Origin of the sequence: Macrococcus hajekii (genome assembly GCF_004359505.1) — a bacterium.
GTDB classification, from domain to species: domain Bacteria; phylum Bacillota; class Bacilli; order Staphylococcales; family Staphylococcaceae; genus Macrococcus; species Macrococcus hajekii.
The window spans coordinates 43,430-61,827 of sequence record NZ_SCWE01000001.1 but is presented as its reverse complement, the minus strand read 5'-3'; the positions used below and the strand labels follow the sequence as shown (position 1 = coordinate 61,827).

Sequence of the window (18,398 nt, the reverse complement as noted above, 5' to 3'; positions counted from 1 at the left end):
AATAAGAGATTAACCACCTAGTGATTAACCTCTTATTTTTTATGCGATTAAACTTAAAAATTCTTCACGTTCTACTCGACCGAAATAATGAGCGAAATCAATATCCTTAATTGCTTCTGCTACAGCTTCAGTGTTATGGGGAACACCAATTAATTTATCCTCAATCTCCTTGATCTCTCCTACTCCGAAGAAATCACCAAAAATTCTGGCTTCTGTAATGCGACCCTTGCTGACATTCAGTTTAAGATCGACGAGTCCTCCTGGGAACTTCTCTTTTGTTTCAAAGTTATAGTCCGGATTTTGACCATAGTTCCATTCAAACGTCTGATACTTGTCTTCGCTCAGTTTCTGAATAGCCTGCCAGTCGTCCTCAGAAAGAACATACTCCTCTACATGACCATCAAAAATATAATTCAGTAGTTTCTGTTTAAAATCATCCATTGGTATCGGTTCATCCAGAAATTCCGTGATATTTGCAACACGCGAACGGATGGAACGGATACCTTTTGTTATTAACTTCTCTTCACTGACCGATAAACTTCTGACGACTTCATCTATATTACTGTCGAGCATCAATGTGCCGTGAGAGAACATCCGGTCCTTTGCCTGGAACATCGCATTGCCAGATATTTTACGGCTACCGACCTGCAGATCGTTACGACCTGACATCTCTGCCTTAACGCCCATTGAATGAAGTGCTTCAACTATTGGCATCGTGAACTTCTTGAAGTTATGAAAACTGTCAGCATCTGCATGCGTCACAAAGCTGAAGTTAAGGTTTCCAAGATCATGATAGACTGCGCCGCCGCCTGAAATTCGTCTTACAATATGAATGTTATTTTCGTCAACATACTTCTGATTAACTTCTGCATACGTATTCTGATTTTTTCCGATGATAATAGAAGGTTCATTGACATAGAATAGAAAATAAGAGTCGTCTGTCAGATGATTCAGTACATACTCCTCCATCGCGAGATTGATGCGCGGATCCGTTATATTATTATTACTGATAAACTTCAAGCTAGTTCCTCCCTTATACAATCCTTTAATCTGACAGTACCAAAAGAAAGACAATGACGCCAAGTAATTGTCTTAACCTAATGATTGAGCTGTTCTGCCGCTGCTTTAGCTTGTGAAATACAGTCAGGTAGACCGACCGCTTCGAATGAGGCACCTGTCAGTATAAGACCTGGATAATGCTCAGCCATGTAGCGCTGGATATGACGAACTCGGTCAATATGTCCGACTTCATATTGTGGCATACTGTTCATCAGACGTGTCACAATCGCGAAATCCGGTTCGCCTTTAATGTCCATCATCTTATCTAGATCCTGTCGTGCAAGCTTGATAAGTGATTCATCGTCATTATCTTTAACGACCGTATCTCCCGGACGCCCAACATAAGCTCTCAGCAGCACCTTACCTTCCGGTGTGGAGTGAGCCCATTTCTTACTCGTCCACGTACAGGCAGTGATGACTGTATCGGAGTTACGTGCGATTACGAATCCGGTACCGTTCTCTTCGTTGTTGACCTGTGACTCATCAAATGCCATCACTACGGTTGCCACGCTCGTTGTCTCCATATGCTTGAAGTAACGAAGTGGTGTGTCTTCAAACCAGCTGCTGAAGACTGTGTGAGGGACTGTGACAATCACATGATCATATAAAGCAGGCTTACCGTTGACCGTCACTTCATAACCCTCTGCCACCTTGCGGATTGCTGACACCGTACTGTTATATTGAATATGTGCGCCTTGGTCAGTCACCACTTCCGCCAGTCTATCGATAAAACTCTGAAGTCCGTTTTTAAACTGTCTGAACTGGCCTACTTTTTTCGCTTCTGCTTTTACTTTAGGGGCAATTTTCTTCTGAGCACGCATCCCTTTAATAAGGCTGCCGTATGCCTCTTCCTGCTCCTTAAAGTTCGGAAAAGTTGATTTCAGACTTAACTTATCGATATCAGCACCGTATATACCTGACAGTAAAGGTTCAATCAAGTTTTCCAGCGCTTCATTTCCCAGACGTTTTCTGAAAAATGCACCAACAGAGACATCTGTTGTCATCGGTTTCGGTTTAATAAAGTAATCAAGCCCTGCTCTCACTTTACCCACCGGAGACAAGAGCTTCGTCTCAAGAAACGGACCGATTTCAGTCGGAATACCCATAATTGATCCACCTGGTATCGGATAAAGTTTGTTGTTAGCATAGACATAGGATTGTCCCGTTTCATTTTTGACAATATCATCGCCGAGCCCTATAGCTGTCGCGAGTTCAGTCATAATCGTCTTACGCGCGATATAAGATTCAGGTCCGAGTTCAATCGTATAGCCATCGCGCTGGTAGGTCTTGACTTTACCACCTGGACGGTCAGATTGTTCAAGAATATCAATGTCAGCATTTTCGAGATAGTACGCAGCTGACAATCCTGTAATACCTGCGCCAATAATCGCGACTTTCTTCATTGCATCTCACTTCTTTTCTTAAAATTTTAAGACCGCTTGTATCTCGTCAACCATTGCTCCAATAAATAAAGGATGTGTGCCGGGCATCTCTGGACGGTAATAGTTAAGGCCTAATTCATCACAGATCACTTTACATTCTACATCGTTATCATATAACACTTCTAAATGTTCACAGACGAAGCCGACCGGTGTATAGATATAATTTTTATAACCTTTCTGTTCGTGAAGAGCACGTGTCAGATCCTGCACATCAGGTCCAAGCCATGGATCAGGTGTATTCCCTTCAGACTGCCAGCCACGTTCCACATGAATGATGTTTGAACGCTCTGCAATAAGCCGGGCAGTTTCCGCAAGCTGGTCAGGATATGGGTCGCCGGATTCCTTGATTTTCTCCGGCAGACTATGTGCACTGACGATAAGTACTGTGTCGTTCCATTCCGCTTCTGTAATACGTTCAAGTTCTGTATCAATTCGTTCTGTCCAGTACTGGATAAACTTATCCTGTTTATAGAAGTCATTGACGTGGTGCAGTTTGATACCATATTTATCAGCTTCTTCAGCAGCGCGCTTATTATAAGAACCTACTGAGAAGTTTGAGAAATGAGGTGCCAGAACAAGGGTCACAGCTTCTGTGATACCGTCATCCGCCATCTGTTTCACCGCATCTTCAATAAATGGTGCGATATGCTTTAAGCCGATGTAAAGCGTATAATCTTCACCTGTCGCTTTATTCAAAGCATCGCGCAATTCTTCTGCCTGACGCTCGGTCATACCAGCAAGTGGCGAAATGCCGCCGATTGCTTTATAGCGATCTTTTAAGTCCTGTAACGCTTCTTCAGACGGCTTTCTGCCGCGTCTGATATGTGTGTAATATGGTTCAATATCTTCTTCTTTGTAAGGCGTACCGTACGCCATTACGAGTAACCCTTTTTTCCCCATGATGATACTCCTTTATTTTTTATATTGTGCTGAATAATCGTGAACGAATTCAGAGACACGTCTTAATGTATCCGGTTGAACTTCCGGGAAGACACCATGTCCCAGATTGAAGATATAATGATCAGTCTTCAGACCTTGATCTAAAATGCGTTTTAACTGTGATTCGATGACAGTCCACGGTGCCAGAAGTAGTGCTGGATCCAGATTACCTTGCAATGTTTTTGTAATACCTTTTGCACGTGCTTCATCTATCTGCAGACGCCAGTCAAGACCGAGTACATCAACCGGCAGAGCATTCCATTCTTCGATTAAATGGCTCGCGCCGACACCGAATGTTGTCACAGGTACATGCTTCTCTTTAATACCTGCAAAAATGCGGTGCATGTGCGGTGCAATAAACTGACGATAATCTTCTTTATTCAGTGCGCCGACCCATGAGTCGAACACTTGAATCATCTTACATCCTGCATCTATTTGTGCATGTGTATAGGTGATACACATATCAGCCAGTTTCTCCATCAGCATATGCCATGCTTCAGGCTGCTCATACATCATAGCCTTCGTTTTATTGTAATTTTTAGAAGGACCGCCTTCAATCATATAACTGGCCAGTGTGAAAGGAGCACCTGTGAAGCCGATAAGTGGCACATTGAGTTGTTCAGTAGTCAGTAACTTGATGGTATCCATAATATAAGGCACATCTTGTTCAGGATTGATTTCACCCAAACGTTCCACATCCTTGATAGAGCGGATAGGATTGCCGATGACCGGACCGATACCTGACTTGATCTCAACATCCACCCCGATTGCACCGAGTGGAGACATGATGTCTTTATAGAGAATCGCTGCGTCAGTATTATATTGATCTACCGGTAACTTCGTAACATAAGCACATAGCTCTGGATCATGTGTAATTTCAAATAATGAGTGAGTCTCTTTAATCTTTCTGTATTCCGGCTGGCTTCTTCCTGCCTGACGCATGAACCAGACAGGTGTATGCGTCGTTTTCTCCCCGTAGGCAGCCTTTAAAATCGTATCGTTGAATGGCATTTAACCAGTCCTCCTAATTTGTAATGAATATAAACTATTTTACCATAATCGCTGTAACACCGTATTCAATTCAGTATTTGTCATAAAGATGACATAAAAATGATGAAGTGTGGTAATAGATAATAAAGATAAAAGGAGTTGATAATAAATGAACGTCTATCTTACACATGGCTCAGATTACTATATGAACCGTTTGATTGATAAACATCCGGATAGATCCATTCTTAAATTTGCAGGACCTGACGATATTGTGCTCTATGAAGCGACCGAGTTAAAAACAGTCTTCAGTTCGGGAGAAGCATATGAAGTCATTGAACAAAATGGGGAGGTAACAGATAAAGGCCCTATCATGATGCGCTATTTCCAAGTCAGCGAGGAAAAAGTGAAAGTAGCTGAAAATGCACTTGCCGATCATGGTGATTTCAACCAATATGAGGGCTACCAGTCCTATCAATTACTTAGACCGCTTCGTGGACAGACCTATATCTCCCTCTTTCAGTTCAGTGACCCGGAATCACTTGAAGATTTCAAGAAAAGTTCTGTCTACCGCGAACGTTATGATGAAACATTGAAGCAGTATCAATCTGCTGACTTCGTCTCAAACATCCAGTTCACAAAAATACTTCATCCTTATTCATCATTGGAAGCATAATAAAAGCCGGCATCTGCCGGCTTTTATATCTTTGAGCTAATCTTTCAGCAATGTCATTTTTCGTTTTAATTTAGCCATGACTTGTCGATTTGTCCACCACATCACTGCAAAGAACACAAAGATATAGTAGAAAGAAGCGGGATATATCAAAATAAAAATGAGACTCACTAATAAAGTCACACCAACAGAAAGCTGCCATAAAAATTTCTGAAAGCCTTCGATCACCTTGTTCTCAGCAACGGGCCATACTTGCGGCCAGAGCTGATATGCCTGCTGTTTATAAAACTGTGAAGATTGCAGTACAACAATATAAACGATAAAGACACCCATGACCGCTGCAATAATAGGCTGGTGAACGAACCAGATAATAAGACCTCCGATGATGACCAGCCTAATAATGATCCAGAACGCATCTTTACTGCGCAGGAAATTACGCTTGAACAAAAATAAAAACATTCCGTCATGATTGTACGGTTTATCATTCAATAAAATATCAAGATAAGAACGTCGTCTGACATTATCCTTAAGTCCTTTGACATCTGTAAACATATTGATGATTTTATACTGCCGTTGTGTCAGCTCCTGCTCGTATTCGATAAGTGACTGCCATGGATACACTCTTTTAGTCGCTATATTTCTGACCAGCAGCAGTAAACCCGGCAGCATAACAATAGTAGAGATACCTGACCACAGTCCTTTGGCATCAAGCGTCGTATAAAAACTGGATAACAATATCACGAAAAGAACAATAAAAATACTGACGTTCGAAAGCTCTATCTTCATAGCGTGAAACCTGAAAACAAGTCCTGCAACAATCCCAGCAACGCCTATAACATACACCGTGACAGCACGCTGCACCGAAAAAGTATCTCCCGCATGATAAAGCGGCAGCAGCACTACAAATAATGCCGTAAAAATGATGATTCTTCTCACACTGGACTCTATGATGCTGCGCTGAATATAACTATCCAGCTGTCGTTCATACGGCAGCAGAAAAACCTGGTCTGCTTCTCTGAAGTATGTTCTGAGTGGCGCAACAGCTGCCAGCGCCAATATCATACTGATAATCAGAGGATAGTTGATACCTTCAGGTAAGGCTTTCAGCAACTGACTGTATTGCAGCATCAGCGCACCGAATACAATAGACAGAAAGATAATAAAATGTCCATTGAAGATAAACTTACTATAACGAGCCACTTCCCTGCTATTAACTGTAGCTCTTCGCTGATAAAGGGAACGCGCATTAAGCATGGGTATCACCTTGTGTGAGTCGAATATAGATTGTATCCAGTGCAGAACCTGGCATATTCAGCTGTTCCTGTAAGTCTCTGATGGTCCCTTTCGCCACCAGTTGTCCCTGATGCATAATGAGAAAGTAATCACAGTATTTCTCAGCAGTCGCCAGAATGTGAGTACTCATCAACACAGTTCGCCCGGCTTCTCTCGCCTGCACCATCAGCTCGAGCATAGACTGAATGCCTAATGGATCAAGCCCTAAGAAAGGTTCGTCAATAATATGAAGTTCCGGCTGACTGATAAAGGCACAGATAATCATAACCTTCTGCTTCATCCCTTTAGAGAAATTCTGCGGAAACTGCTTGAGCTTATCTTGCAATCTGAAGATTTCAAGCATCGGTTTACTGCGCTCCATGGCTTCTTCCTTCGTCAGTCCGTAAGCCATCGCAGTCATATCAATATGTTCTTCAAGCGTGAGCTCATCATAAAGAACAGGCGACTCCGGAATATAGCTGATCAATTTCCGGTATTCGTAAGGTGCATCACTCAGCGTGATACCATTGATAGAGATATCGCCTTTCATCGGTCGCAGCAGACCTAGCATATTCTTGATTGTCGTACTTTTCCCCGCACCATTCAGTCCAATCAGACCCACAATCTCACCTTTCTTTAATGTGAAATCAATATCATGAATCACAGGCTGATTACCATAACCTCCTGTTAGATGTCTAACTTCTACTGTCACATCTGCACCTCCGCTCAATTTATTTCATATTGTATCAAATATTCTTTGTATTCACCTATAGATATGGCTAAAATATGAATATATCACCCTAAGGAGGTCGTAATATGACAGACTGTATTTTCTGCAAGATTATCAATGGTGACATCCCAGCCTATAAAGTATACGAAGATGATTATACTCTCGCCTTCCTGGATATTTCACAAGTTGCCAAAGGTCATACTCTCGTCATCCCTAAAACACATAGTCAGGATTTACTTGAAACAGATAGCGAAGTGCTTGCCCATGTCATCAAATCTGTACAGAAAGTCGCTCAGATGATTGATAAATCACTTAATCCTGATGGCATCAACATCATTCAGAACAACCGTGCATTCGCCGATCAGAGCGTCTTCCACCTTCACTTCCATATCATGCCCCGCTATAAAGATGATATCGATGGTTTCGGTTACAAGTGGCAGACTCACCCGGACACTTTTAGTCAGCAGGAAATGACTGCTCTCACTGAACAGATAAAAGGTGCTTGATAGCCAGGTATTATGGGTATAACTAAAGAAAACTAATTTGGAGGAATCATTATTATGAAAATTTCACATATCGCAGCTGGCTTTGCAGTTGGTACGATTGCAGGTGCAGCGACTGCATTAATGAATGCAGCTAAACCCGGCACTGAAATGCAGCGCAATTTTGTCGCAAATTCAACAGATGTTAAAGCGCAGGCTAATCAATTGAAGACTGAAGTAGCCGATCTTAAAAACTACGCAATGCAGACAAAAGAAGAAAGTCAGAAACTCATCAAAGAACTTGGAACTGAAGTAAAAGAGATGATCGCTAACTATAAGACTGATATCGACCCTAACGTCAAACATCTGAAATCCAATATCGAAAACGTAAAAAATCGTGCTGATGAAGTAAAAGAAACATTTTCGAAATAATATCTATATGTTAAAATGAATCAACTGTAAGAAGAGAGCATGATGTTATCGCATCATGCTTTCTCTATGAAGTAAGGGGGTTATGAGTTGAAGAGAGATCGTGAAGTCATCGAAAAAATGTTATTCACCCATCATATTTCTCAACTGAGTAAAGCATTGTGGAAGACGGTGGAAAAAGATTGGCAGAACTGGGTTAAACCTTATGACCTGAATATTAATGAGCATCATATTCTCGTCATTATCCGCAATCTGGAGAAAGCGACTATTTCTCAAGTCTCTCAGTTTGGTGTGATGCATGTCTCCACCGTTTTTAACTTTGCAAAAAATCTGGAGAAACGCGGTTATCTTCGCATGCCGAAAAGCGAATCTGATAAGCGGAATACATATCTTGAACTGACTGATAAAGGTAAGGAACTGCTTTATGAGACATACAAAAACTATGAGAACATCAATGATCGTATTTATGATGCAGCCCTTGAATATCAGCAGGTTATGATGGCTATGCCAGCCTTCAGTGACCTCAAGTATGTAGTGGCTCAAATATACGGTAAAGACTTCATTGAACAACTGGATAAAAGCCATCATGATCTGCTTGAAATTCTGCTTGACGAAAATGAAGACAATAAGGCATAATGCATTAGATAATATTACCTTTTAAGGAGCACTCTCATGTATTCATGTACAAAGAAACTTAATCTGAAGCATGCTTACGGCAGCCAGCGATTGATTTTCAGTTCTTTTCTCATTACGGTCATCACTTTTCTGATCAGTTTTGAGGTTTTCAGTTCCTTCATTAACGATCACTTCAGCGATAAGTATTTTCTATTATTTATTCTGAGTTGTTTAGCTGTCTATCCGGTCCATAAATTATGTCATATTCTTTTGTTCATGAATGATTTTAACTCTATTATTGTTCAGCGGGTGACTGCGAAAGGATTTCTGCCTATCCTTAATATCAGATTGAACCACCCTATTAAAAAAGGCCATTTCATGGTAGTACTGATCATGCCTTTCAGTGTAATCAGTATAGTGACACTTACGGCAGCATTTTTATATCCCTTATACGCACACTACTTCTTATTTCTGTTCTCGATGAATATTGGTATTTCGTTTGTTGATTTCATCTATTTCAAGTATTTATTGAAGTCTCGTGGCTGTTCATTTGTCGAAGAGCGTAAACACGGACTGGAATTACTGACAAAATTCGATATATAATTTAATGTGATTTTCATAATTGAATGATATGCTAGATTCAACACACAAAAGGAGAATTACGATGAAAAAGATCAAAAAAGCGATAGTACCTGCTTTACTCTCAGTTTCAGTCCTCGGCCTTACAGCTTGCGGCAATGCTGAAGAAGGTAAGACATTAATCACTTCTAAAGCAGGCGATGTAACGACAACAAATGTATTAGATCAGCTCGGCAAGGATGAGATTGCGCAGAATGCATTCCAGATTTTATTAAAAGATATTCTTAAAGATAAATATGGTAAACAAGTTGATGATAAAAAAATAAAAGAACAAGTAGATGCTGATATAAAAAAATATGGCGGTGAAGAGCAGTTTCTCGCTCTCCTACAGCAACAGCAACCAGGTATGACGGTTGATAAATATAAAGAATCACGCATCACAGAAGCTTATCAAAAGCAATTGATGAATGATACAGTCAAAATAACTGATGAAGACATTAAGAACAGTACTAAAAAAGCTTCCCATATTCTGATTAAAGTAAAATCAGAAAGCGATCCAACAGGTCTCACTGATGAAAAAGCAAAGGCAAAAGCTCAGGACATTCTCGCTGAACTGAAGAAAAACCCAGACAAGTTCGCTGAAATTGCTAAAAAGGAATCCGGTGATACGGGTACTAAGGAAAAAGGCGGCTCATTAGGCTATGTCGTAAAAGGGGACACAGTCGCTGAGTTTGAAAAAGCACTCTTTAAATTAAAAGAAGGTGAAATGTCAGACCTTGTCAAAACTGACTACGGTTATCATATCATCAAGGCAGAGAAACAAGATGATTTCAATAAAGAAAAAGAAAACCTGAAAGAAAAACTGCGTCAGGCAAAAGTTCAGGAAAAACCGGCACTGATGATGGATGCCTACAAAAAAATGCTTAAAGAATATAACGTCGAATATAAAGATGAAGATCTGAAGAGAATCATCGACGAAAAAATCTTAAATGCAAGCGCTGCTCAACAATAATAAAAAGAGCCTTATTAAAATGTTTATCATTTTAATAAGGCTTTTTTTATTAATCTAATGTCTCCGGTTTGTAGAATTGTCTGCCTTCCAGCGCAAAGATACGCTCAGAGAACTGGCCTTTTTCTACTTTTCGCAGGTGTTTATCAAACATCTGCATCCGTGCATCAATATTATCAATGAAGTGAAGAATCTCCGCTTCCTTCACCATCGGCAGCTTCGGTGAACCATACTCCAGTTTACCATGATGTGAGAGTATCAGATGTCTGAGTAACATGACTTCTTCACCTTCGATACCATGTTCACGCGCTATCTCAGCTACTTCATCACTCATAATAGAAATATGTCCCAGTAAATTGCCTTCTACGGTGTAGCTGGTTGCGACAGGACCGGAGAGTTCCTTCACTTTACCCATGTCATGTAAAATAATACCTGCATATAGCAGACTCTTATTCAATGATGGGTATATTGCACATAGAGCTTCAGCCTGCTTCAGCATCGTCAAAACATGATAGAGAAGACCCGATACAAAGTTATGATGATTAGAACTTGCTGCTGGATAGACTACAAACTCCTGCTGATACTTCTTCAGTAAAAGACGAGTCATGCGCTGCAGATTTGCATTTTCAATATCCATTACATACGTCATCAGCTGATCAGACATCTCCTGTGCTGACAGAGGTGCCGCTTCAAGAAAATGTTCAAGCTTTACCCCGTCCTCTTCAGTCGCCAAGCGGAACTGATTGACTTTCATCTGTTTGCGGCCCCGGTAATCTATGATATCGCCTTTAACCTTAATCAATTTCTCCGGCAGTAGTATTTTGATATCGTTCTCTGATACTGTCCATACTTTCGCTTCAATATCACCACTTTTATCTTTCAGATATAAAGTCATATAAGGTTTTCCTTGATTCGTCACACCCTGGACTGCACGATGAATCAAAAAGAATGCTTCGACTGTCTCACCTGGTTTCAATGTTTCTATAGTTCTCATTATTTTAGCTCCTTCTCATGACGCTCAAGTACTAATGTATTTTTAGCGGGAATATTCATCGAACGATTACAAGTAAAGTAGAGATACTGGTTATCCTGCTGTTTCATCAGATAATCAATAATCAGCTCTTTTCGATATTTGTCAAAATGCACGAATGCATCGTCAATTATAATCGGGAAAGGATACAAATATCTAAGATGCTCTACCAGACTCAATCTCATCGTAATATACAGCAGTTCTTTCGTCGATTGTGACAGTTCAGTCGGATGGAAGATCTGTCCATTCTTATGTTTAACAAGTAGTGCATCACGATAAATCACATCGATGTATCTGCCTTCCGTCAACTGCTTAAAGATATCAGAGGCTGATCTGATAATTCTCGGAATGCGTTCGCTCTTTACTTTCTCACGGTGTGATTCAATCAGCAGTTCAATATAATGAAGTGCGCTGTAGTCATGCGCGAGCTGATTGATGATATTGCGTTCTATCGCGTAACGATGATTCAGCTCTGACAATGTATGGTCATCCTCAAGCATCTTCATCTGCTGCTGCGTATGATATAACTCAAATTCTTCATCTTTAAGCTGGCTGCGATATGCATTCAGTTGATCATTGATGCGTCCTTCCATTAATCTTAGATCTTCAGCAGTCTGCTCTGCAAGATGTGAACTCATCTCATAGGTGAAGTTCTCTTCCTCCAGCTTGTGACTCAGCTGCTGATGCTGAGTCAGATTATGATGGTAATCAGTGAAGGCCGCATGCTGACTATAATATTCTGATTCGTGGTTAACCCCTGCCTCATCAAAGAGAGCTTTTTGTTCCTCATCCATCTCAGTATATGCTTCTTTAAGAACAGCAAGTTCTTTTTTAGCAAGATGCAGCTGCTCAATGACACGCTGATACTCCTTACGATTACGATTCTCAGACTTGACCAGTCGACCTAGTGCAGTGAAAATCATACTTAAGGTTTCATCAGAAGAAACTAATCTGAAGTACTGCACTTTTTGTGAGAATGCATTTAACTTCTTCTGTTCTTCATTCAGACTCTTTTTTAATTGCTCAAGCTGCTGATAAGTCTGCTGAATACGGTAAATCGTACGGAAAGCATCAGGTAACAGACTATCTTCATAGCTGAGTTTGAGTTTCAGCATATCTTTTGTTCTGTTCAATGTATCATTCACTGTTTTCAGTGCAGCCGTATCCTGCTGATGTAAATCAATCAGCTGATCTTTCTTACGACGCTGAGCTGCCTGTTCATCTTTCAGACGTAACATTTGATCGCGCAATGTACGTTGTCTGTCCAGATCAAATTGCTCATCTAATTGTGAAGATAATGTGTTGATTGAGTCCTCAAGCTCATGAATTTCATCCTGCATAATATGATTGCGATTATCCTCTACAGGTTTATTCTGCCATATTAAAACAATCATGATCAGTGGAATCACAAGCAGCACAGATGCAGGGATAACGAGACCTGTATAGAAGAAGTATACTGATATCAAGAGTCCTAACACGCCACTTAATGAATAAATAATATTCAATGTCTTTCTTTTCTGTTCCTGCACTTCCGCAGTACGCTGCTGTTCTGACTCCAGCTTGTGATAAAGTTCAGTCTTCTGACTCAGTTCAAGTCTTTGTTCAGCAAGCTGAATACCTGTTGCAAAAAGCTCATCTGTAACGATATGGGGTGCAATATCATTTTGTTTTTCTGTATTTAAGTTTTCCTCTCGTTCTAATTGCTGAATTTCCCGTTCAAGTTGATTTGTTTTCATAACCCGCTGCTCTTTATCGGACAATGAATAAATCAGATGATCTTTTAGTGGTTCATCCACAACAATATCGTGATACTGCTGCCAGCCGATATCATGCTGCAATCTTTCAATCGTTGCTGCTTTATCTGCTATTTCCCGTTCAAGCGTTTCGAAAGACTTCTGATGCATTTTAATCTGTGGTTCTTCTTGAAGCAGACGTTCCGCATAATCATAGTCAGATTTCTCGATTAATTGAATCGCTGCTTTTTCGCGCTCAAGCTGTCCTACTTTCTCTTCTCTAAGCGCAATATCCCGTTTAGCGGACTGCAGCTGACGTTTCAATCCTTCATAACGTTCAATACCGTGATCAGGGAAAACAAGCGGCTCTATATTCAGCTTGATTTCCAGCTGTTTCCATGTTTTAGCATCACTATGGTACATCATCTCTTTTTGTTTCTTCTCCTGCAGCTGGGTCAACTCCTGGATATGAACCTTCACTTCATCGATTTTCTGCGCTCTTTCGTAATATTCCGATTCAAGTTGTTCATAGCGTTCCAGTTTAAGAGCTTCATCTCTGATCTGCAGTTCCAGGTTCAGAATCTCGGTGATATGTTCGCTTAATTCCCCTTCAGCATAATCAGGTGTCAGTAAACGGTTTTTTTCCTGTTCAAGCTTGGTTTCCAGACTGGAGAATTCAGTAGAGCCGAACACCCCCGCCTGCATCAAGTAATCCTGAAGCTTATCTTCTGTCAGATTATGGACTTGCTGCAAACCGAGAACGTCAAATGAAAATATCTTTTCATAGGCATCATATGTCATAAAGTTAAATTTTTGATTTAACCATTCTAAATCTTTAGGTTGATCGCGATATAGAATCGTCGTCTTCTCCTGACCTTCTTCATACAGGCGTTCAATATAAAGGTCTGCCGTCCCATCATCGATGACCATCTGTCCACCATATGAATTTGAAAAACGAGGGATATAGAGCGGCTTTTCAGAATGATCAAAACCAAACAGAATAGCATGAATAAATGTCTGCATAGTGGACTTGCCTGTTTCATTCTCTCCATATATCTGCGTAAAGGATTGGTTTAAAGTGAAGTTCTGTTCCTCAAGTCGACCGTAACCATAGATCTCAAGTTTTTTAATTTTCATCAGACTGCATCCTCGCCTTCAGCTTAATTTCACCAGTCTGTATGAGGTCACTGCTACTCAGATCTTCATAGCTATCCAGAAAGCGATTCATATCTGCATGATGATAGAGAGGCTGCACGGCACGTTCAAACAATGAACGATCTGCCAGCATATCCTTATCAAATTCCCGGTGCAGTGTCGTCATATCGTTCTGTTCTATCATCATCTTATCCACCCAGACGAAGTGATTTTCATGCACTTCATGCTGCTGTGCAAGCTTAAGCACCTGGTCAACCAGCATCATGTTGAGCAGCTGCTCATCTTCGTTAATAAGGGTCAGCTGATAAATACTTTTTCCTTCTGCTCGTTGTTCATTTTTGAAATCTTCAATTAGCTTGAGTAGACCATTTTTAGTCCGGTCCTCTACTACAAGTTCTGATTGACCAAACTTAATATGCTGTGTCGGTACAAAGACGACCTTCATTTCAATATGATTCCCTTCGACCATTAAGTAACCTTTTCGTCCCGTCTGGTCCGCTTCAAAGCCTTGAATATTTCCAGGATAATGAATATGAGGCAGCTCACTCACTAACTGACGCTGCACACTACCGCCTAGTGCCCAGTAATGATAGAGTTTCTGATTCAATGCCTCCTGGTGAAGATCAGCATCTCCTAGACGTCCGTTCAGCATACCAATATGAATACTCGTATCCACCTGATTAGTCGGGAAATACTCAAGCGCGTGTCCTTGACTCACACCATGAATATAGACTGTATCTCCCTCTTTAGTGATGAACTGATAGCTTTCAACTTGATTATTAAAAATAATGACATTATCCGGCCACTGAACTGTCCTTAATTGATCATCCATCTCACCGAGTATCATATAGACATAGATACCTGCATCCTTCAGACGTTGAAACTGTTTTTTGAGATACACAATCGTTTTAAGGGTCTGATTGTCTTTTGACAGCACATTACTTGCGATTAATACAAAATCAACCTGCTGCATAATCGCGTCTTTAATAAGTTTGCTGAAACTTTCGAAACTGGCACGGCATATATCTGACATAATAGACTCAGAGACATAACCGTTTAACTGAAATGGCGCATCTAAATATAAATCTGCACAGTGAATAAATTTAATCATCGCTCTACCTCGTTTAGTGACTTCACTTTATTTTACAATAAATCAGCCTTAAATAGCAGAAAAAGCCGAAGATTAGTCTTCGACTTTAAATATTTCATTTAATTTATTAATTTTTTCTTCAGTATAATGCTCGTAACTCTTATTATAGCTTTTTGGATCTTTAGGATTAAGATAGTTTTCAATTTTACCCGTTTTAGGATGGATGAATTTACTAGAGGCACCACAACCAATTCCTAAAATGGTCTGCATCTCTTCCATTATCAAAATATTATAGAGAGAATATTCCTGCTCAATGGAGTAACCGATATTCTCTAAATTGCCTAAAATATTTTTCTGACGATAGAGATAATATGGCTTATAACCTTCCTGTGCCGCAAACCGACGTGTCATATCCATCATATGCATGATTTCATCACGCTGTGCAACGGGATACTTTTCTTTATTGCGCGTCATTTCACTGGCTCTTTTAAAACTTAATGTATGGACAGTCAGCGATTCAGGTCTTAACTTCTGTGTCTCTTCAAGAGAATGCTGTACATGCTGTCGATTCTCATTAGGAAGACCGATGATCAGATCCATATTGATATTATTCATATTGAATGTCCGGGCAAGCTTGAACTTGTCAATCGTCTCCTGTACGGAGTGATGTCGACCGATTGCTTTTAACGTCTCATCTGTAAAACTTTGAGGGTTAATGCTGATTCTATCGATATTAAAGTCATTAAGGACGCGCAGTGTCTCCTCATCAATCGTATCAGGTCGACCCGCTTCAACAGTCACCTCTCTGACCGCTGTCATATCGAATGATGCGTAACATTGTTCAAGTAACATCTTCAAGTCTTTCGGTGTGATTGATGTCGGTGTTCCGCCACCGAAATAAATAGTCGTCACTTTAATATCATGGTCCTTCAGCCATTTTCCTGTCACAGCTATTTCATGCAGCAGTCCGACAAGAAATTCAGGCACATCATTTTTATGTACGAGTATGCTATAGGCAGGGAATGTACAGTAAGCACATTTAGTCGGACAGAACGGGATTCCGATATATATACTGACTTCACGTCGTAGATCATATAAATCGGGAATTGCCACATTCTGAATATGAACAATCTCCTGCATCAAATCCAGTTTTTCCTGACTGATCAAGTAATCTGTCTTTAGCCTGTCGCTGATAGCTTCATGACTGAGACCTTGACGGAAATAGCGATGATAAAGCTTTGTAGGTCTAATACCTGTAAGCGTCCCCCAGCTTTGAATGATACCCGTATGCGCTGTCAGCACGGTAACCAGTGTCTCTGCTATCGCCTGCTTCATCTGCTTCTTATCAGCACTGTTTCTACGGGCACTCGCCTTATAAGTCCCGCCCTCTAATATAAGATGGGCTGTGACAGAGACTTCATGAGCTGACTCAATATCGAAATATAGCTGATTGTCACCCTCACCTATGAGAATGAAGGAATCTTCAAAGTAAAGATTGATGATATTCTGCAGGAAAAGAAGATTATTTTCCAGTTCTTTATTCTTAAGAAATATTTTCATTGAATGACCTCTTTAAAAAAAATAAACGAAAACAACGTTTCGTTTATTTTAAATGTTCTTATTGATTTTCTTCTTGTCCATATAAATCTTGAAGCGGTTTTAAGATGATGCGGTTTAAGTCTTCGATGACTTGGCCCATACGTTGTTCTGCCTGCATCAATTTAGAAATATTTTCATCCTGCTCAATTTTGCCGGCAAGTTCATTTGCTTTAGCAATATCTTCTTCAGTAATTTCCTGACCGCTCATTTGTTTTTCTTGTAATGTCATTTGGATTTCACGGAATTCAGCGAATACTTTTTTTGATTCCTCATTGTTGTTAACTGCTTCAAGCTGAGATTTAACTGTTTGGTACTCGTCACTTTGACGTAATGCACTTTCTAATTTGTTTGCTTCATCATAAATATTAACTGACATATTCATTCTCCTTTAAATAAGTGTTTTCTCTAATTTAACATACTTGTGATGCTTTATCATCCGATTAGATCAGGAGTGCAATCATACCTTGCAGCAGACCGATAATTCCACCGAGGATAAAGCCAAGCAGCGTAATTAATTTCAGTTCTTTACTTGCAATTTCTATAACGAGCTGCTCAATAAACGAAAGTTCAAATCGATCAATCTGATCCTTAATTAACGCCGCAATATGAATCTTTTCCAGAATAGCAGGTATATGATCTGCCAGACGCACAAGTCCTTTATCCAGAACAGCATCAATACCTGTTGTCTCCATATAATTAAAGCCCTGAGGAAACAGTGTGCTGAGTGGCGTACGAGTATAATGTGCAACATTCAGATGACCTGTGACTGATGATGCGACTTGATTCACTGCCATCTCAACTTGGCCGTCCGTTATGTAGTCAGCTGGTGCTGTCCCCATCAGACGATGATACTCTGCATCAATTTCACTTTGAATAATGGCTTTAATTTTTTCTTCGCTTGTCAGCTTCAGCATTTCTCGCTGCACCCGGTCAGCAATAGCTTCAGCTGTCATCAGCATCTTCAGCATACTGATCAGTTTTCCCTTTTGCGTAAAGAAGTTCTCAACCATATTCAGAATATCATTGTAACCTTTATCAGAACGGATATAATGCTGGAATTTTTCAAGTAATAGCTCCGATGTCCCTTTTACTTTTACTGCCAACTCCTGTTGAACTGCTTCAGGCAGCAATGCTTTAAACGTTTCTTTCTGGTGCTGGTCGATTATTTTTAATAGCTCAGTCTGAATCTTTTCTTCAATCGTCGTCTTCAGCTTACCTTCTATATCATAATGCCATTGATCAGCAAAATATTTAATCGTATAGCGATCTTCTTTTAATATTTCTACTTGTTGTCTCAGTGCTTTTTCAAGAAATTGTCTTGTTTCCGGAGTCAGCACCTTCTGCTTGAATACGTCAGGCGTCAGTAAGTGTTTCGTTACCATCTCTCCGATTTTAACAGATAGTTCGTCGCGTCTTTTTGGAATCAGGCCCGGCGTAAACGGGAGTTTAAAACCGAACAGATAGACCGCATGATAAGGTCTGAAGAGCATCTTAATCGCTATATAATTAGTGAAGCCACCGATTAAAGCACCAATCAGCCCCATAAATAATATGAGTAATAAAGCCTGCATCATT

General features: G+C 40.2%; 18 protein-coding genes. 6 read left to right on the top strand and 12 right to left on the bottom strand.

Annotated elements, in window-relative coordinates:
- Positions 1-39: 39 nt before the first annotated feature.
- From lplA to hemE, 4 genes are all read right to left on the bottom strand, one after another.
- Complete coding sequence (gene lplA / locus ERX37_RS00395; RefSeq protein WP_133428678.1) at positions 40-1,020, bottom strand: lipoate--protein ligase; 981 nt, start codon at positions 1,018-1,020, stop codon at positions 40-42.
- A gap of 77 nt (positions 1,021-1,097) precedes the next feature.
- Positions 1,098-2,462, bottom strand: a complete 1,365-nt coding sequence (hemY, locus tag ERX37_RS00390) for a protoporphyrinogen oxidase (protein ID WP_133428677.1) — start codon at positions 2,460-2,462, stop codon at positions 1,098-1,100.
- 18 nt (positions 2,463-2,480) lie between these two features.
- Complete coding sequence (hemH, locus tag ERX37_RS00385) at positions 2,481-3,404, bottom strand: ferrochelatase (RefSeq protein ID WP_229713158.1); 924 nt, start codon at positions 3,402-3,404, stop codon at positions 2,481-2,483.
- Between the two features lie 9 nt (positions 3,405-3,413).
- Positions 3,414-4,451 (bottom strand): uroporphyrinogen decarboxylase, encoded by a 1,038-nt coding sequence (gene hemE / locus ERX37_RS00380; RefSeq protein WP_133428675.1) that lies wholly within the window; start codon positions 4,449-4,451, stop codon positions 3,414-3,416.
- A gap of 148 nt (positions 4,452-4,599) precedes the next feature.
- On the opposite strand from hemE, the gene ERX37_RS00375 reads away from it, so the two are divergent.
- Positions 4,600-5,103 (top strand): antibiotic biosynthesis monooxygenase, encoded by a 504-nt coding sequence (locus ERX37_RS00375; protein ID WP_133428674.1) that lies wholly within the window; start codon positions 4,600-4,602, stop codon positions 5,101-5,103.
- A 36-nt stretch (positions 5,104-5,139) separates the two neighbouring features.
- Here ERX37_RS00375 and ERX37_RS00370 read toward each other — a convergent pair whose 3' ends face one another.
- On the bottom strand, positions 5,140-6,354 hold the full coding sequence (locus ERX37_RS00370; RefSeq protein ID WP_133428673.1) for an ABC transporter permease: 1,215 nt from the start codon (positions 6,352-6,354) through the stop codon (positions 5,140-5,142).
- Entirely contained in the window at positions 6,347-7,084 is a 738-nt protein-coding gene (locus ERX37_RS00365) for an ABC transporter ATP-binding protein (protein WP_133428672.1), read from the bottom strand. The genes ERX37_RS00370 and ERX37_RS00365 overlap by 8 nt, the downstream gene beginning before the upstream one ends.
- 104 nt (positions 7,085-7,188) lie before the next feature.
- On the opposite strand from ERX37_RS00365, the gene ERX37_RS00360 reads away from it, so the two are divergent.
- The 5 genes from ERX37_RS00360 (at position 7,189) to ERX37_RS00340 (ending at position 10,219) form a co-directional block, all read left to right on the top strand.
- The gene (locus ERX37_RS00360; protein ID WP_133428671.1) at positions 7,189-7,608 is read left to right on the top strand and encodes an HIT family protein; all 420 of its coding nucleotides are present in this window, start codon (positions 7,189-7,191) and stop codon (positions 7,606-7,608) included.
- A 54-nt stretch (positions 7,609-7,662) separates the two neighbouring features.
- A complete protein-coding gene (locus ERX37_RS00355) occupies positions 7,663-8,016 on the top strand; it encodes a YtxH domain-containing protein (protein ID WP_133428670.1) in 354 nt (117 codons plus the stop codon).
- A gap of 87 nt (positions 8,017-8,103) precedes the next feature.
- A complete protein-coding gene (locus ERX37_RS00350) occupies positions 8,104-8,649 on the top strand; it encodes an HTH-type transcriptional regulator Hpr (protein WP_268234319.1) in 546 nt (181 codons plus the stop codon).
- 36 nt (positions 8,650-8,685) lie between these two features.
- Complete coding sequence (locus ERX37_RS00345; protein WP_133428669.1) at positions 8,686-9,231, top strand: DUF3267 domain-containing protein; 546 nt, start codon at positions 8,686-8,688, stop codon at positions 9,229-9,231.
- A 61-nt stretch (positions 9,232-9,292) separates the two neighbouring features.
- Positions 9,293-10,219: a foldase protein PrsA gene (locus ERX37_RS00340; protein ID WP_133428668.1), complete on the top strand. Its 927-nt coding sequence runs from the start codon at positions 9,293-9,295 to the stop codon at positions 10,217-10,219.
- 49 nt (positions 10,220-10,268) lie between these two features.
- Here ERX37_RS00340 and yhaM read toward each other — a convergent pair whose 3' ends face one another.
- The 6 genes from yhaM to ERX37_RS00310 all read right to left on the bottom strand — a co-directional run bounded on the left by yhaM (position 10,269) and on the right by ERX37_RS00310 (position 18,394).
- A complete protein-coding gene (yhaM, locus tag ERX37_RS00335) occupies positions 10,269-11,210 on the bottom strand; it encodes a 3'-5' exoribonuclease YhaM (RefSeq protein ID WP_133428667.1) in 942 nt (313 codons plus the stop codon).
- Positions 11,210-14,116 (bottom strand): ATP-binding protein, encoded by a 2,907-nt coding sequence (locus tag ERX37_RS00330; RefSeq protein WP_133428666.1) that lies wholly within the window; start codon positions 14,114-14,116, stop codon positions 11,210-11,212. The genes yhaM and ERX37_RS00330 overlap by 1 nt, the downstream gene beginning before the upstream one ends.
- Positions 14,106-15,245: a metallophosphoesterase family protein gene (locus ERX37_RS00325; RefSeq protein ID WP_133428665.1), complete on the bottom strand. Its 1,140-nt coding sequence runs from the start codon at positions 15,243-15,245 to the stop codon at positions 14,106-14,108. The genes ERX37_RS00330 and ERX37_RS00325 overlap by 11 nt, the downstream gene beginning before the upstream one ends.
- A 72-nt stretch (positions 15,246-15,317) precedes the next feature.
- Positions 15,318-16,784, bottom strand: a complete 1,467-nt coding sequence (locus ERX37_RS00320; RefSeq protein WP_133428664.1) for a coproporphyrinogen III oxidase — start codon at positions 16,782-16,784, stop codon at positions 15,318-15,320.
- Positions 16,785-16,842: 58 nt separating this feature from the next.
- A complete protein-coding gene (locus tag ERX37_RS00315) occupies positions 16,843-17,199 on the bottom strand; it encodes a YlbF/YmcA family competence regulator (protein WP_133428663.1) in 357 nt (118 codons plus the stop codon).
- 64 nt (positions 17,200-17,263) lie between these two features.
- On the bottom strand, positions 17,264-18,394 hold the full coding sequence (locus ERX37_RS00310) for a DUF445 domain-containing protein (RefSeq protein ID WP_165981924.1): 1,131 nt from the start codon (positions 18,392-18,394) through the stop codon (positions 17,264-17,266).
- Between the last annotated feature and the right edge of the window lie 4 nt (positions 18,395-18,398).